Source organism: Dorea sp. BIOML-A1 (assembly GCF_009875615.1).
In the GTDB taxonomy this organism is placed as follows: Bacteria; Bacillota; Clostridia; order Lachnospirales; family Lachnospiraceae; genus Dorea_A; species Dorea_A amylophila.
The window spans coordinates 28,075-45,822 of record NZ_WWSA01000028.1; the positions used below are offsets into that span (position 1 = coordinate 28,075).

A 17,748-nucleotide genomic window follows, 5' to 3' on the forward strand; every position below is an offset into this window, starting at 1 on the left:
TGAATGGAAGTGGTAACACGGATTTTCGTCTTCCCTGGGATTTACGAATTGTAACAGAAGTTATGAGGAGTGAATGCAGGGGAGATTTTTTATATAACAGGAAACTGAGTTTCCTGTTATATAAAAAGCCTCCGGCAGGATGCGCATTCGCGCGAAGAAGTAGGATGTCGCAAGCGACCGCGCTCAGCGCGAGAATGTGCCAGGGCACATTCTATATTTCATATATCCGGTAAACATAGAAGGAGAGAGAAAAAACATGTGTGAAAAATGTAATAAAGGAAAATATTATATTACAACAGCAATCGCTTATGCATCAGGCAAACCGCACATCGGTAACACGTATGAGATCGTGCTGGCAGATGCCATCGCAAGATATAAAAGAAGTCAGGGATACGATGTATTCTTCCAGACAGGAACAGATGAACATGGACAGAAGATCGAGCTGAAGGCAGACGAAGCAGGTGTTACACCAAAGGAATTCGTTGACAATGCATCAGGCGAGATCAAGAGGATCTGGGATCTGATGAATACTTCTTATGACAAATTCATCCGTACAACAGACGAAGATCACGAAGCACAGGTTAAGAAGATTTTCAAAAAACTGTACGATCAGGGAGACATTTACAAAGGATCTTATGAAGGAATGTACTGTACTCCATGCGAGTCTTTCTGGACAGAGTCTCAGTTAGTAGACGGTAAATGTCCGGACTGCGGACGTGAGTGTAAGCCTGCGAAAGAAGAAGCATATTTCTTCAAGATGAGCAAATATGCAGACAGACTGATCAACCACATCAATGAGCATCCGGAATTCATTCAGCCGGTTTCACGTAAGAATGAAATGATGAACAACTTCCTGCTTCCGGGACTTCAGGATCTGTGTGTATCCAGAACATCTTTCAAATGGGGAATCCCGGTAGACTTCGATCCAAAACATGTCGTATACGTATGGCTCGATGCGCTGACCAACTATATCACAGGAATCGGATATGACTGCGACGGTAACAGCACAGAACTGTTTAATAAGAACTGGCCTGCAGACCTCCACCTGATCGGAAAAGATATCATCCGTTTCCATACCATTTACTGGCCAATCTTCCTGATGGCACTGGATCTGCCGCTTCCAAAGCAGGTATTCGGACATCCATGGCTTCTGCAGGGCGACGGTAAGATGAGTAAGTCCAAAGGAAATGTACTTTACGCAGATGAGCTGGTTGATTTCTTCGGAGTAGATGCCGTACGTTACTTCGTACTTCACGAGATGCCATTTGAAAATGATGGAGTGATCTCATGGGAGCTGATGGTAGAGCGTATGAACTCTGACCTTGCAAATACACTTGGAAACCTGGTAAACAGAACTATTTCCATGACAAATAAATACTTCGGCGGTGTTGTAACAGATAAGGGTGTTGCCGAGACAGAAGAAGAAAAGGCTGTCGATGCAGATCTTAAGGCTGTCACAGAAGATACTCCGAAGAGAGTCGATGCGAAGATGGATGAACTGCGTGTCGCAGATGCAATCACAGAGATTTTCGTACTGTTCAAACGCTGCAACAAATACATCGACGAGACAATGCCGTGGGCACTTGCAAAAGATGAGGCAAAGAAAGACCGTCTGGAGACCGTTCTCTACAACCTGATCGAGAGCATCAAAGCAGGAGCAAAACTTCTGGAATCCTTCATGCCGGAGACTTCAGAGAAGATCCTTGCTCAGCTTGGAGACGGAAAAGTAACAGAAAAACCGGAGATCCTTTTCGCAAGACTGGATGTCAATGAAGTAATGAAAAAAGTAGAAGAACTTCACCCACATGTAGAAGAGAAGGAAGAGGCAAAAGAAGAAGCTGACGAAGAAGTGATCGACATCGAAGCAAAACCAGAGATCACATTCGATGACTTCGGAAAGATGCAGTTCCAGGTTGGTGAGATCATTGCCTGCGAAGAAGTGAAAAAATCTAAGAAACTTCTCTGCTCACAGGTTAAGATCGGAAGCGAAGTAAAACAGATCGTATCCGGAATTAAGAAACATTACTCTGCAGAAGAGATGGTAGGCAAGAAGGTTATGGTTCTTGTGAACTTAAAACCTGCAAAACTTGCCGGAGTATTATCTGAGGGTATGTTACTGTGCGCGGAAGACGCAGAAGGTAATCTGGCACTTATGACACCGGAGAAGAATATGCCGGCCGGTGCAGAGATCTGCTAATGCAAGTATAGAAAGATACAAAGAAACTGGTTGATAATAGTTGGCTTTGTATATGAAAGAATGAAAATGAGGACGGAGGATTTTTGGAATCACCGTCCTTGTTTGATATATATCTCCAATATCCGACATCTATATACAGTATCTGTCACACAAGTTATCCACATGATGTGGATAAGTATGTGGAAAACCTTGGGATAAGGGTGGGATAACCATGAAATTCCTTGGGATAACGTGTGGAAAAGATGGGATAAATATTGGGATACTGGGGACAGGACATTTTTGATTTGGGACGGAGGATTTAAGACATTATTTTTGAAAATCCTCCGTCCCCGGAGGGATATATGATATTTGATACACATGCACATTATGACGATGAGCAGTTTAATGAGGACAGAGTAGAATTGCTGAATTCTATGGAAGAGCAGGGCGTTGGCACAATTGTAAATGTCAGTGCAGCATATAATTCCTGCAGGAAGGTTATTGCACTTGCAAAGGAATATCCATTTGTATATGCGGCAGTCGGGATTCATCCGGATGAGGTCGGCTGCCTGAATGAAGAGAACTTTGCACAGATGAAAGAGCTGTTTAAAGAGGAGAAAGTGGTTGCGATAGGCGAGATCGGTCTGGATTATTACTGGGACAATGAGCCGAGAGAAGTGCAGAAAAAATGGTTTATACGGCAGCTGGAACTGGCAAGAGAGTTGGATCTTCCGGTTCTGATCCACAGCCGGGAGGCAGCGGCAGATACCATGGAGATTATGAAGGAGCATGCGAAAGGACTAAGCGGTGTGATCCATTGTTATTCGTATTCTAAAGAGATGGCACAGGAATATATCAAGATGGGATTCTATATCGGCGTTGGCGGAGTGGTAACGTTCAAGAATGCGAAGAAGCTGAAAGAAGTAGTGGAAAATATTCCACTGACGTCAATTGTACTCGAGACGGACTGCCCGTATATGGCACCGGAACCGAATCGTGGAAAGCGCAACAATTCTGCTTATATCCGTTATGTGGCAGAGAAGATTGCGGAATTAAAAGGTATTACGTATGAAGAGGTAGTCGAACAGACGGAGAAAAATGCAAGAGAGATGTATCGGCTGTAGAATACAATGTTCTATTTATACATATTTCATTTTTTATCGCTGTCAATCCCGGCCAAATTATTGTATAATGAGAAATAATCAAGAAACCATATAACAGATACGGGAGGATCTATGAAGGAACCAACGTTAGGAAATCCGCAGAATACCATCGAGGTTCTGCAGAAATATAATTTTTCATTTCAGAAAAAATTCGGTCAGAATTTCCTGATCGATACACATGTATTAGATAAGATCATACAGTCGGCGAATATCACGGAGGATGATATGGTACTGGAGATCGGACCGGGAATCGGTACGATGACGCAATATCTGGCACAGGCGGCAGGAAAGGTGATCGCAGTTGAGATCGATAAGAATCTGATCCCGATCCTGGAGGATACATTAAGCGGATATGACAATGTACGTGTCATCAATGAAGATGTATTGAAGCTGGATCTTAAGAAGCTTGCAGACGAAGAGAACAACGGAAAGCCGGTCAAAGTGGTGGCGAACCTGCCATATTATATTACGACGCCGATCATCATGGGACTTTTTGAAAATGAGGTTCCGGTAGAGAGTATCACTGTCATGGTGCAGAAAGAAGTTGCGGACCGTATGCAGACCGGACCGGGTAATAAGGACTATGGCGCACTGTCATTAGCAGTACAGTATTATGCCGACCCGTATATTGTGGCAAATGTTCCGCCGAACTGTTTCATGCCGAGGCCGAAGGTGGGATCAGCGGTTATACGCTTGACCTGTCATCAGGAGAAACCGGTACAGGTGCAGGATGAGAAGCTGATGTTCAACATCATCCGTGCATCTTTCAACCAGAGAAGGAAGACACTGGCGAACGGTCTGAAGAATGCGGCGACATTAGATTTTACAAAAGAAGAAGTGGAAGCAGCGATTGATGCACTTGGAAAGGGTGCAAGTGTGAGAGGTGAGACACTGACACTGGAAGAATTCGCAAGATTGAGTGATTTATTATCTCCATATAAGAAAGGATGATGACGATGGACAGAAAAGAAGGACAGACACTATTTGAGGTAACACCGGAAATCAGCCATTTTGCAGAACTTTGCGAGAAGAACAATGCGATAGACAAAGAGCTGTATACGAAGTACGAAGTCAAACGGGGACTCCGTGACCTGAACGGAAAAGGTGTCCTTGCGGGACTTACGAACATTTCCGATGTATGTGCGAAGAAGATCGTGAACGGAGAGGAAGTGCCATGTGCAGGAAATCTTTACTATCGCGGCTACAATATCAAAGATCTGGTGCAGGGGTTTCTGAAAGATAAGCACTATGGATTTGAGGAAATCGCCTATCTGCTGTTATTCGGTGAACTTCCGGATAAGAAGCAGCTGCAGACATTTCATGAGACACTGGTGGAAAGACGGACATTGCCGCCGACATTTGTCCGTGATGTGATCATGAAAGCGCCAAGCCGTGACATGATGAACAGCCTGTCGAGATCAATCTTAAGCCTGTACACGTATGATCCTCATGCAGACGATACGTCGATTCCAAATGTACTGCGTCAGTGCCTGAATCTGATCAGTCAGTTCCCGATGCTGATGATCTATGGCTATCATGCATATAATTACCGTATGGGAGAAGATCTCTTCATCTATGCACCGTCACCGGAATTATCAACAGCAGAGAATATACTGATGATGTTGCGTGAGAATAAGGAATATACGAAATTAGAGGCAAAGATCCTGGATATGGCACTTGTCCTTCATATGGATCACGGCGGCGGTAACAATTCTACATTTACAACGCATGTGGTAACATCATCCGGAACGGATACTTATTCGACGATCGTGGCTGCTATGGCATCCTTAAAAGGACCAAAGCACGGGGGAGCAAATGTCAAAGTAACCCAGATGTTTGACGATATGATGGAAAAAGTCAGTGACTGGGAAGATGATGATGAGGTACGCCGGTATCTGACCGATTTGTTGGATAAGAAGGCATTTGACCGGAAAGGACTGATCTACGGAATGGGGCATGCAATCTATTCCGTATCTGACCCGAGAGCCGATATTTTTAAGAAGTTCGTTAAGCAGCTTGCAAGAGAAAAGGGCTGTGAGAAGGAATATGCACTGTATGAAAAGGTAGAGCACATGGCACCGGAGGTCATCGCAGAAAAGCGTAAGATATACAAAGGTGTAAATGCGAATGTCGATTTCTACAGCGGACTTGTATATAGTATGCTGGATCTTCCACCGTCACTTTATACACCGATCTTTGCGGCAGCGCGTATCGTCGGATGGAGTGCACACCGTCTGGAAGAGCTTAAGAATGTAGATAAGATCATTCGTCCGGCGTACAAACCGCTGGCCGAATATAAAGAGTATGTCAGAATGGATGATAGATGATGAAGCATGAATTTTATTATACATCCAGAGATTCCGTGACAAAGATCCATGCGATCGAATGGCTTCCGGATAGAGAGATAAAAGGTGTCTTACAGATATGTCATGGAATGGTGGAGTATATTGACCGTTATGATGAATTTGCCGAATTTATGTCGGAGCACGGATATTATGTAGTCGGACATGATCATCTGGGACATGGAAAATCCATACAGACAGAAATTGATCTGGGATATTTTGATGAACGGAAAGGGAATCAGTATGTAATCGGAGATATTTATCAGCTGCAGGAGATGACACGGAAAAAATATCCGGATGTGCCGTATTTTATGCTGGGGCACAGTATGGGGTCATTCCTGTTGAGACAGTATCTGACGATGTATGCGGAAGGCCTTGCGGGAGTTGTCATTATGGGAACCGGTTATCAGGGAATGCTGACGCTTTGTGCGGGAAGGATGATCTGCAGGATCATCGCAGCGTTCAAAGGATGGAAATACAGAAGTACATTTGTGGATAATCTGAGCTTTGGAGGTTTCAATAAGAAATTTGAACCGGGCGAGACATCGAAGGAATGGATCACATCCGACAAGAAGAAAAGGGATGAATATGTGCGGGATCCGCTGTGTTCCTATACATTTACACTGGGAGCCTATTATCAGATGTTTACCGGTATGAAGGTTCTGGTACGGAAGGGAAGTATGAAGCGGATTCCGAAGACGCTTCCGGTGCTCTTTATGGCAGGATCCGATGACCCGGTAGGGGCATTCGGAAAGAATGTGACCAAAGTCTATGAGAAATATAAAGATGCCGGGATCAAAGATGTGTCGATCCATCTGTATGAAGGCGACCGGCATGAGATCTTGAATGAGGTGGACCGGCAGAATGTGTATCAGGATATCCTTGCATGGATCGAAGAAAGAAATAAAACAAAAGCGGAGTCGTAAAGACATCCGCAGAAATTATCGGTAAAGTGGACCGTCAGAAGTAATCTTCTGGCGGCCTTTACTTTATGAGGGGGGGCGATAGTTGTTATCCAACTATCTGAAAGTATTATAATCAAGAAATGTGAAAAAAGTATGTTCATTTTATAAAAAAATGCAACAAAAAACTCTCCTTTTCGGAGAGCTTTTTGTTGTTGTTATAATTACTAAAGGAATGAGAGTAAAGTGTACACCGGAGAGTGATTCCGGTGTTTTACTTTATGAGGGGGGTGATAGTTGTTGCTTATCAACTATCTGATATATAGTATAGACAAAAAATATGTCTAAAGTATGTTAAAAACATAAAAGAATTCGAAAAAATCTTAACTAAAAATGAAGAAGACAAAAACAGATTCTAAAGAGCGGAAAGTAAAGGACAGCATTCAGAGTATTTGCGTAAATGAGCAGTTACGATATCAAAGAATTCACCGGAGGTTGGTTTCAGAGTTAAAGGGCGTAATGCAATTTTTTCGAGAAGCGGTCTGTTTCCGTGCTCCCAACAGACCTTGATGACAGTGCGGATATCACGTTCAACACTATAACTTGTCGTATTATAGTGACGTGCGATGTCTGGATAAAGATACTTACTGACGAAAAGGAGGTAGTTTTCATCAGACAGACAAAGACGTATACCATAAATGAGATATTCATAGCCACGGTAAGTTGCACCAATACCAAGAGAGCGAATAAGATATTCTATTTCTGGTTCATGCATAATATGTCATCTTCTTTCTAAAAATTTTGTTTGGAAGAATCCGACAAGATGAAAATCCCACGGAGTATGAAAAAATAAAAAAGATTCTTAAATCACCAGGGATTATTATATAGAAAAAATATCTTTACGAAAATATGGTTTATTGTTTTTAGACATAATATTAGCAGTTTCTATTTTAGACGACAGAACGGATAAAGAGCATATTTTCATAATATCTTAAGAATTTACAAGACCAGGACTTAAAAATTAGTTGATATTCTTGTATAGTATAAGGGAGGTGATGAGAAATGTACAACGTACTTGTATGTGATGATGATAGAGAGATTGTAGAAGCAATAGAGATATACCTGTCGCAGGAAGGATATAAAGTGTTAAAAGCCTATGACGGTGAGGAAGCGTTAAAAGTGCTGGACAGGGAGAAGGTGGATCTTCTGATCATTGATGTGATGATGCCGAAGCTGGATGGGATTCGGGCAACGTTAAAGATCCGCGAGAAGAAGAATATGCCGATCATAATCCTGTCGGCAAAATCTGAGGATGCCGATAAGATCCTGGGGCTGAATGTAGGAGCGGATGATTATATGACGAAGCCATTCAATCCGCTGGAGCTGACAGCGCGGGTAAAGTCCCAGCTTCGCAGATATACACAGCTTGGAAGCACGATCGATAAAAGTAATCAGGCTGTTTATGCGGTCGGTGGATTATCTATCGATGATGAACAGAAGGAGGTTACGGTTGACGGGGAACCGGTCAGACTGACACCGATCGAATATAATATTTTATTATTACTGGTGAAAAATCAGGGAAAAGTATTTTCTATCGATCAGATATATGAAAGTATCTGGAATGAGGATGCTATCGGGGTGGATAATACAGTGGCAGTACATATCCGCCATATCAGAGAGAAGATCGAGATCAATCCGAAGGAGCCGAGATACCTGAAGGTAGTCTGGGGTGTCGGGTATAAGATAGAGAAGCTTTAGGAAGGAGCATATATGAAGAAATGGTACCGAATGCCAAGAGTAAAATTCTTTTTGCTGGCAGCGGCACATATACTTGCAGCTGCAGGGGTGTTATGCATCCTGTGGGCTACGCGTTATCCGATGCTGATACAGGAGCTGTGTTCTGCTGATGCTGCGAAGACGTATGAGGAAAGCAATGCATTTGCCAATGCTGTGGCCAATGCCAATTATCACATCCTGGACGAGATCCAATATCAGACCTTATATGATACAGATGGAAAATATGACCCGGATAAGATCGTAGATGTGGCAAAATATGAAGATACAGGCGGGATAACGGGTAAAGACGAGACCGGACTGTCCTTCCGGCTGGGGGACATGTATTCCTGGGGCAAATTAATCGCAGAAACGATGACAGATGATGGTTCCGTCTCAGATACCCGGGACGAACAGGACGCTATCATTGTGTGTCAGCGGTCAGACGGAAGCTACCACTATTTCCGTTATAAAGAATTTAAACAGATGATCGACAGAGGGGATCTGTCATTTGTCATTACAGGAAACAGTTCTGCAGATGATATTCTGGATGAGTTGAAACAGGGGGAATATCAGGAAAGCAGCAGCGGGGAATCCAGATTCAGGGGACTTCAGGATATCGATGGAAAGATTGCTTACATCAATTGCTGGAATTATGACGGGACAAAGATTCCCGGAGACTATAAGACGGTAAACGGAGAAACGGTACTTCAGCTTGTGAATAATTCCAAGATATGGAACGGCAGGCTGAGTGATGCCTACAGAATGATAAATGATGCGGCCGAGATCATCTATTCGGATGTTGACAATTATGTGCTAAACCAGAAGCAGTATCAGGAAGGAAATACGAATATCACATACCTGTATGTGAACCGGGATAACGGAACGGTCATTACGAATAAAAAGAAATATCAGGACTATGATCATTACGAGGAGAGCCTGGAACAAATAAAAAAATCAGGGAAATATGTGATCGTAAGACCGAAGCTTGCAGACTATGAAAGTAATATTGAAAAAGCCGGCAAAGGAGATTCAATGGCACAGGAATGGCAGAAGACAGTAGCCGGTTATGTAAATGCGTCAGATTATGTATATGCATCGGTTGTGGATACAGCGTATCCTGTGAAAGATGATTTTTACGAGCAGAAACAGATCTTTACACAATATGCGGCCGGGGCAAAAGCGGCCGGTATAGGGGCAGTTCTGGCAGTCGCAGCTTATCTGGCGATTCTGGTGTTATTGACGATCGGAGCCGGAAGAAGTGCAGAAGATGAAGAAGTGCATCTGGTGAAGTTTGATCACATAAAGACAGAACCGGCAGCAGTTGGTGTAATATTGCTCTGGGCAGTAGTTATGCTGGTAGTAACAAAAGCCGGGATATTTACATGGCAAAGCGTAAATGGAGAGACTATCTATACAGAAAATAAACAGATATATCTGCAAGGAATGGTGGTGGGATGTCTGGGGGCGCTGTATAGCTGTGCGATGTTCCTTCTGGGTTATCTGAGTCTGGTGAGAAGAATCAAGGCGAAGACTGTATGGAAGAACAGTGTATTCAGATGGCTGTTACTCTTTTTGAAAGAGATGCTTCAAAACATCCGGTATCTGTGGAAAATGATGATCGGATTAGCAGCATTTTTACTGTTCCACTGGCTGACCTATATATTTGCTGCAGATGGAAGTACTACCTGGGCGTGGGCATTCATCTTGCTGGTAACAGATGCCGCAGCATTCGTCTGGATGGTTCAAAAGGCAAAAGGAACCGGAAAGATCATGATAGGGATCGAGAAGATTGCCGGCGGCGAAGTGGAGTATCAGATTCCGGTAAATGGATTACTGGCAGAGCAGAAAGAGATTGCAGAGAAAGTAAATTCTATTGGAGAAGGACTGGAAACAGCACTTGCAAAGAGTATGAAAAGCGAACGGCTGAAGACAGACCTCATTACGAATGTCTCGCATGATATCAAGACGCCGCTTACATCTATCATTAATTATGTAGAATTGTTAAAGCAGGAGGACTTTAAGGATCCGAAGATCCGGCGTTACATTGAAGTTCTGGAACAGAAATCACAGCGCCTGAAGACATTGACAGAAGACGTCGTAGAGGCTTCCAAGGTAAGTTCAGGGAATATTACGTTGGAATTCATGAACCTGAACCTGGTGGAAATGATCCAGCAGACGAGTGGAGAATTCGAGGAAAAATTCAAGGCAGGAGATCTGGAAGAGGTCATGAACCTTCCGAATGAGGAGATTGTGATCCGCGCAGATGGAAGACGGCTTTGGAGAGTGCTGTCTAATATATATAACAATGCGGCAAAATATGCGATGCAGGGAACAAGAGTTTATGCTGATCTCGAGAAGAAAGATGGCATGGCATGCTTCAGCCTGAAGAATATATCGGCACGGCCGCTGAACATCCCGGCTTCCGAGCTGACGGAACGATTCATCCGCGGGGATGTATCAAGAAGCACAGAAGGCAGTGGTCTGGGATTGTCGATTGCACAGTCGCTGACGGAAATGCAGGGCGGAACATTTGAATTATATCTGGATGGAGATTTGTTTAAAGTGACAATAAAATTCCCGGTTTCATAGTTGGGGACGGAGGATTGCATGCAATCCTCCGTCCTTAACTGCATTTTCTCGGTTCTGTCCGGTAAAATTGCTATCCATGATACTTGCGCTCTTGTCTAAAAAACAGTAAAATATAATATTATGAATGAATTAAGTAAATTATTACAGGAAAATTTAAATATAGAATTTATATCAGCAACGCTGAGTAATCCGAAGAAGAAAGACGATGTGCAGAAGGTAAAGGTAAGACCTGTACTGAAAAAAGAGGTACTTTACTTCCAGTTTGAATCGTTCCGGAACAATCAGGCATTTCACGAGAATGTGGAGGAGAAAAAAGCTTGTGAAATACTTCTCGAATATATGGGAAATATGCGCCAGATGCAGATGGAGACACAGAGAGCGGATTATACGGTTCTTGTAAGTAAAAAAGGAAAAGTGACCATAAAAAGTAAGATAAAAAAGGGCGGGAAAAAGAAGATTGATATGAGCCATGACCGTAAGAAAAAGTATGTGTTGGAAGAGGGAGTCCCGGTACCGTTTCTTCAGGATCTTGGAGTTATGACGCAGGATGGAAAGATTGTGCGTGCAAAATCCGATAAGTTCCGCCAGATTAATCGTTTTCTGGAGTTTATCGAAGATATCCTTCCGGAGCTGGATAAGGGAAGAGAACTTACAATCCTGGATTTTGGCTGTGGAAAGTCTTATCTTACATTTGCCATGTATTATTACCTGCATGAATTGAAAGAATATGACATAAGAATCATAGGACTGGACCTGAAGAAAGAGGTGATCCGTCACTGTAATGAACTGAGTGAGAAATACGGCTATGAAAAGCTGAGATTTCTGGAAGGGGATATTGCAGATTATACCGGAGTCAACAAAGTAGATATGGTAGTAACTCTACATGCCTGTGATACGGCAACGGATTATGCACTGGCGAAAGCGGTCGGTTGGGATGCAAAAGTGATCCTGTCTGTACCATGCTGCCAGCATGAATTGAACCGACAGATCCGGAATGAGGTATTAGAACCGGTATTAAGATATGGACTGTTGAAGGAACGTATGGCGGCGCTGATCACGGACGGACTCCGGGCACAGTATCTGGAGCGCGAGGGGTATGAAGCACAGATACTGGAATTCATCGATATGGAACACACGCCGAAGAATATCCTGATCCGGGCAGTAAAAAGGAATCAGAAAGCAGATCAGAAAGAATCTGTAAGGCGGCAGCAAATCGAAGCATCTATTCGGAAATGTGAAGCAGAACTCAGGGTGTCACCGACACTGGGGCATCTGTTAGATAACCAGGGAAAAACGGAATAAAGAGGGAGTATAAATGACATTAACTTTAAAGAAACGTTTGATAAATGTGGGCGTTCTGTCTGCAGTATTTATCGTGGCTGTCATTATATTCAGCTACGTGACGAATAAGGGGAATGACAACATGACGGCTGATATGGGAGCCGCAACATTTCCACAGATCTCATTTTCATATGGAGATTATAAGATCAATACACTTACAGGCTATGCAAAGAGGATGGATGTGTCTTCTATGCATAATACCATCACTCCGGTAGCCGATCAGAGTCTGGATGTAAATATAGAAGCATATGGCAATAAATTTACAGGAGCCAGCTATAAAGTCTACACACTGGACGGGACAAGTGAACTGGAATCTAAGAAAATCAAAAAGGCAGGAAAGAACTTCAGTCTGGATCTGAGTGGAGATAAGGTACTGGATGAAGAAAGAATTCTGGAGGTTCGGCTGAACAGAAATGGTGCGGATCCGGTATATTTTTACACCAGAATTGTCAGTGATGAAGATGCCAATGTTGCACAGTGTCTGAATTATATCAGTGATTATCATGAAAATGCACTTGCAAAGGCAGAGAATGCAGGCGTAGGAGCAGCGCTTGAGCCGACGGATGATGCGGATAATACGACGCTTCAGCATGTAACGATCAATTCGAATTACGAACAGGTTACATGGGGCAGTCTGAAACCACAGGTAGAACAGGAAGAACGCTGGAGTATCAAAGAACTGAACAGTACCTGCATGTCGGTATTGTTACAATACAGGGTAAGCTGTAAAGGAGAGGAAAATGAATCCGACCGGTATGCGGTCAAAGAATTCTTCCGTGTCAGATACATCGCAGATGCACAAAAGGCATACCTCTTAGATTATGACAGAACGATGGATCAGATATTTGATGCGACGAAGAAGGTTCTGAATGAGAAGGGAATTATCCTCGGAATTGCACCAACGAATCTGTCTTATAAGGTGAATAAAGACGGGACGATCGTATCATTTGTCGAGGCAAATGAACTTTGGAATTATAATAAAGATTCGGATGAGGTGTCACTTGTATTCGGATTTTCAGATGCGGAAAATACAGATGTGAGAAATCTGGTTCCGGATCACAAGATTAAGATTTTGAAAGTAGACGCAAAGGGCAACACGACCTTCCTTGTGTCGGGATATATGAATCGTGGTGAGCATGAAGGTGAAGTCGGAGTGGCCGTATATTATTACGATATAGAGAAAAATTCCGTGGAAGAGAAAGTCTTTATCTCTACCAATAAATCTTATGCACAGGCAGTCAGTGAACTGGGAGAAATGTCTTATTATGATGCGAAGACAGACATGCTCTACACCATGGTGGACGGTACACTATATCAGTATAGTATAGAGGATGATGAGAAAACAGTACTGGTCAAAGGTCTGGACGCACAGCAGTATGTCGTATCGGAAGATGGAAGTCTGATCGCATATCAGGCAGACGGAGAACTTGGAACTGCAACGAAAGTATCGATCCTGAATGTAGGGACAGGAAAGAAGCAGAAAATAACCTGCAGCGAAGGAGAATGCATCCGTCCACTGGGCTTCATCAGAAGTGATTTTGTATATGGAATTGCGAAGACGGAAGACATAGGAAATACCGTGTCTGGAGAAGCAACCGTCCCAATGTACAAATTGGAGATCCGGAATCAAAAAGGAAAAGTGATCAAAACCTATCAGACAGATGGCATTTACATTTTAAATGCAGCATTTGATGAAGATATGATCACGCTGGAGCGTGCATCAAAGGATGGGGCCACCTATACTGCAACAGCTCCGGATTATATTACGAACAATGAACAGAAGACGAAAAGCAATATTACACTGGAGACATATGCGACAGATCTGAAGCAGACACAGGTACGACTGACATACAATGATGGGATATCGGATAAGGAACCAAAAGTACTGAAACCAAAACAGATCCTGTTCGAGACACCGCAGACGATCACATTTTCAGACAAAGACGCACCGGAGAAATATTATGTCTATGGACATGGTGAGATCCAGGGTGTGTATACAAAGGCAGGGGATGCGATCAAGAAAGCAAATGATTACAACGGAGTGGTAGTCGATTCCTCACAGGACTATGTATGGGAGCGTGGTAACCGTAACCTGCAGTATTCGATCACAGAGAAAGATGACGTATTAAATACAATCAAGGACCGTCTTAAAAACCAGGAGAAGCCAATTGATATTTTGAAGGATATAAATGATGGTGCTGCCTATGACCTGACCGGATGTACGACAGAAGAGATCCTGTACATTATCAATCAGGGCAGACCGGTCATTGCAATGCTGGATTCGCAGAATGCGGTTATTCTGGTGGGATATAGTGATACGAATGTTGTGTATGAAGACTTGAATGACAGTACAAGACACAGCGTGAAGTATGAAGAGATGGATCAGATGACATCCGGAAGCGGAAATGCGTATATTGGATAGTTGTGTATAGAAAATAAAAAAGAGCGGACATATAACTGTTATGAAATGAGTTATATGTCCGCTCTTTTTAATACCATTCAGATATAGATTAAGCTGTGTGGAAAAGTGTTCCTTTATATTTCTTCAATGCCCCATACACGATCAGACCAAGAACAGTGCAGGAGATCACCTCACCAATTCCAACCGTCAGCATCATAAACGGAATCGGAAGTGTCACACCATAACCGTAACGCAGTACGAACGGAACGATGATGATATTCGAAATAATCGGTGGAAGTGTTGCGACAACCGGCTTCTGCTCACGCAGTTTCCATGTGAAAAATGCACCGATCAGAGTTGCAATACTGCCGAATACAATATCCGGAAGGATCGCACCGCCCAGAATATTACCGATCAGACATCCGACAAAGAGTCCCGGAATAGCGGCTGGTGTAAATATTGGTAAAATAGTGAGTGCCTCGGAGATACGAACTTGTACTTCTCCGAAAGAAAATGGTGCAAAGATGTAAGTCAGCACCACATAGATTGCAGCGATCATGGCTGCCTGGGTCATGAAACTAAGATTTTTGTTTTTCATTTTTCAATTCTCCTTTAGTTTTGTTTTACGTGTGGAAGGTCACGAACACACGCGCCGTAGCGGATAGGAAAGAAATCCGGTGGATGTCTTTTCTATCATCTTCTTTACGCCGGGAATCGGCGAAACCCTTGTAAGACCTTGGTTTTTCGGGTTTTGTAACGGGTGATAGTATAGCATGAAAAGACAAGAAAAGCAAGAACATACCCACTTTCTATTAAATTTACATATTGTATTGTTAAATTGCATATGCTATAATGCCAGTAGGCAAAAAGATAATGCTATTCCATAGTGAACAGCAACGAAAAACCCTCGGAGTGCCATCCGAGGGTTTTTCTATTCCTGATTTTGGTGTGGAAAGGCTTAACTCCACAGGTTAGTTACCGGCTATTTGTCGCCATCTAACCATTTGATGATGTAGTGGCAAACTACACCAGCCGCAACAGCGACAATAAAAGATAATGCCAAATCCATAATGAACACCTCCTTCCTGTTGCCAGTATGGAGGCGGTAACATTGTCAGTATACCATACGGTGTTTTGAATTTATATATACGTTGAAATAAATTGGGGTTTAATTTATTAACTGGGGAAGCGGCCTCTCAGTCCTTGAAGGAAACAATAGATAAGGCTTCTTGTTCAGGTTCCATACCATAAGAAACACTAAGAGAGTCAGAATCACCTAAAAGCAAAGGAACTACGCTCAAACTCGGCGTTCGCCTCAAACACGTTCGCTTCGTTCCTTTAACGGTGCTTCTGACTCTCTAATTGTTTCTAACGGCATTCCACATTCACAATAATCCTTATCTATTGTTTTCTTCAAGTCGTGACTGGCAGCGGATATTAATAAATGAAATGCCCGGAAGTGTAACTCGGTGGAGGCCACTACGGTTACGCATTTGCCATTTAGTACCATAAAAGTGTAGTTGTTAGAGAGGAATTAACTCTAACATCTACACTTATTTTATTATAATAAGGGAAGTAGTTGGTATGACATATTGCCATTAGGATTTTCACATCCGTGAATGAAACCGTCAGCCATCCCCTTATTATAAACATTCATTTAAGCAGGTTGAAACTCGCAGGAGCTTTCGCGTAACGAACTAAACTGAATCATAATAAGTGTAGATGGGATAAACAACTGCAATTCTATAAAAAGAAAAGGAGTATATTATGATCAGCGTAGGAATTGATGTATCAAAAGGGAAAAGTACAGTATGTATTTTGAAACCATATGGAGAGATTGTTAGTAAGCCTTTCAATATTACCCATACCCAAAAGGATTTAAGCGAATTATCTTCCATGCTTTTCAGACTAAATGATGAAGTCAAAATCGTTATGGAAGCAACCGGAATTTATCATCTTCCAGTTCTTACATATTTACAGGAAAAAGGATTTTTTGTTTCTGTAATTAATCCGTATCTTATGAAAAGTTATCGTAACGAAAGTCTGCGAAAAGCCAAAACCGACAAGATTGATTCCCGTATCATTGCTAATTATGGAATTGATCATTGGTTTAAAATAAAAGAATTTCAAACTTCTGGAGAGATTTATGAAGAGTTGAAGTTGCTTGGACAGCAATATCGGCATTATATGAAACTTCATCTTTTATCTCTCGCTGAATTGACCCATCTTTTAGATTTGACCATGCCTGGAATAAAGAATCTTCTTGCAAGTTGGAATGAAACAAATCGGAAAGATAAAAGAAGTGATTTTGTGGAACGTTTTTGGCATTATGATGTAATAACATCTATGTCTGAACAGGAATTTACTGAAGAGTATATACTTTGGGCAAAAGAAAAGAAATACGTCCCAAGCCAGGAAAAAGCCAAAGTTATATACACCCTGGCTCAGGAAAGTATTCCCACATTACCTTCAGAAACCTCATCGATCAAAATGCTGGTGACTGAAGCAGTTCGGGTGCTCAAGGAAGTTGATGCAACCCTTGGTCTAATTTTATCACGGATGCAGGAAATAGCCAAGACTTTGCCAGAATATTCGGTTGTAAGAGAAATGGGTGGAGTGGGAAATACATTAGCCCCAAAGTTAATTGCAGAAATAGGAGATGTTCGCAGATTTCGCAACGGGAAGGCATTGGTTGCATTCGCAGGAATTGATCCACCACCGTATGAATCTGGTCAATTTGTAGGTTGTAATAGGAAAATCTCGAAACGTGGTTCAGCATCATTGCGCAAAGTAGGATACGAAACAATGAGAAGTTTAAAAATGCGTTCCAGACCAGAAGATCCGGTTTACCGATATGTTGTAAAAAAGGAATCAGAAGGTAAAAGTAAAAAATCAGCAAAGATAGCCGGATTAAATAAGTTTTTACGCATTTATTATGCTCGAGTAACCGAACTATATAAAAATATATAATCTTATATAAAATAAATAATTTTTTAGACTGCCAATCAGACAGTCTATTTGTGGTACGCAAATATATTTTGTGACAGAAAATAAAAAA

General features: G+C 42.3%; 12 protein-coding genes. 10 read left to right on the top strand and 2 right to left on the bottom strand.

The annotated features are described in order from the left end of the window. Positions 1 to 256 precede the first annotated feature (256 nt). The 5 genes from metG (at position 257) to GT508_RS11060 (ending at position 6,607) form a co-directional block, all read left to right on the top strand. On the top strand, positions 257 to 2,197 hold the full coding sequence (gene metG / locus GT508_RS11040; RefSeq protein ID WP_161144239.1) for a methionine--tRNA ligase: 1,941 nt from the start codon (positions 257 to 259) through the stop codon (positions 2,195 to 2,197). A gap of 341 nt (positions 2,198 to 2,538) precedes the next feature. Next, positions 2,539 to 3,300 carry a TatD family hydrolase gene (locus GT508_RS11045; RefSeq protein WP_161144240.1) on the top strand — a complete coding sequence of 254 codons (762 nt, stop codon included), beginning with the start codon at positions 2,539 to 2,541 and terminating at the stop codon, positions 3,298 to 3,300. Positions 3,301 to 3,411: 111 nt separating this feature from the next. Beyond that, positions 3,412 to 4,290: a 16S rRNA (adenine(1518)-N(6)/adenine(1519)-N(6))-dimethyltransferase RsmA gene (gene rsmA / locus GT508_RS11050; RefSeq protein WP_006427524.1), complete on the top strand. Its 879-nt coding sequence runs from the start codon at positions 3,412 to 3,414 to the stop codon at positions 4,288 to 4,290. Continuing rightward, positions 4,287 to 5,666 carry a citrate/2-methylcitrate synthase gene (locus tag GT508_RS11055; protein WP_161144241.1) on the top strand — a complete coding sequence of 460 codons (1,380 nt, stop codon included), beginning with the start codon at positions 4,287 to 4,289 and terminating at the stop codon, positions 5,664 to 5,666. Before rsmA ends, GT508_RS11055 begins: the two co-directional genes overlap by 4 nt. Continuing rightward, entirely contained in the window at positions 5,663 to 6,607 is a 945-nt protein-coding gene (locus GT508_RS11060) for an alpha/beta fold hydrolase (protein ID WP_192934815.1), read from the top strand. Before GT508_RS11055 ends, GT508_RS11060 begins: the two co-directional genes overlap by 4 nt. Positions 6,608 to 6,998: 391 nt before the next feature. Here GT508_RS11060 and GT508_RS11065 read toward each other — a convergent pair whose 3' ends face one another. Then, positions 6,999 to 7,358 carry a sporulation initiation factor Spo0A C-terminal domain-containing protein gene (locus tag GT508_RS11065; protein WP_118224872.1) on the bottom strand — a complete coding sequence of 120 codons (360 nt, stop codon included), beginning with the start codon at positions 7,356 to 7,358 and terminating at the stop codon, positions 6,999 to 7,001. A 287-nt stretch (positions 7,359 to 7,645) separates the two neighbouring features. On the opposite strand from GT508_RS11065, the gene GT508_RS11070 reads away from it, so the two are divergent. The 4 genes from GT508_RS11070 (at position 7,646) to GT508_RS11085 (ending at position 14,711) form a co-directional block, all read left to right on the top strand. Beyond that, entirely contained in the window at positions 7,646 to 8,341 is a 696-nt protein-coding gene (locus tag GT508_RS11070) for a response regulator transcription factor (RefSeq protein WP_055284552.1), read from the top strand. A gap of 12 nt (positions 8,342 to 8,353) precedes the next feature. Beyond that, positions 8,354 to 10,948, top strand: a complete 2,595-nt coding sequence (locus tag GT508_RS11075) for a sensor histidine kinase (protein ID WP_161144242.1) — start codon at positions 8,354 to 8,356, stop codon at positions 10,946 to 10,948. A gap of 120 nt (positions 10,949 to 11,068) precedes the next feature. Next, a complete protein-coding gene (locus GT508_RS11080) occupies positions 11,069 to 12,250 on the top strand; it encodes a class I SAM-dependent methyltransferase (protein WP_161144243.1) in 1,182 nt (393 codons plus the stop codon). A gap of 13 nt (positions 12,251 to 12,263) precedes the next feature. After that, positions 12,264 to 14,711: a hypothetical protein gene (locus tag GT508_RS11085; protein ID WP_161144244.1), complete on the top strand. Its 2,448-nt coding sequence runs from the start codon at positions 12,264 to 12,266 to the stop codon at positions 14,709 to 14,711. A gap of 88 nt (positions 14,712 to 14,799) precedes the next feature. Here GT508_RS11085 and GT508_RS11090 read toward each other — a convergent pair whose 3' ends face one another. Beyond that, complete coding sequence (locus tag GT508_RS11090) at positions 14,800 to 15,288, bottom strand: QueT transporter family protein (protein ID WP_161144245.1); 489 nt, start codon at positions 15,286 to 15,288, stop codon at positions 14,800 to 14,802. Between the two features lie 1,169 nt (positions 15,289 to 16,457). Here GT508_RS11090 and GT508_RS11095 point away from each other — a divergent pair. Next, positions 16,458 to 17,660, top strand: coding sequence for an IS110 family transposase (locus GT508_RS11095; RefSeq protein WP_161144246.1), 1,203 nt, complete (start codon positions 16,458 to 16,460; stop codon positions 17,658 to 17,660). Positions 17,661 to 17,748 lie beyond the last annotated feature (88 nt).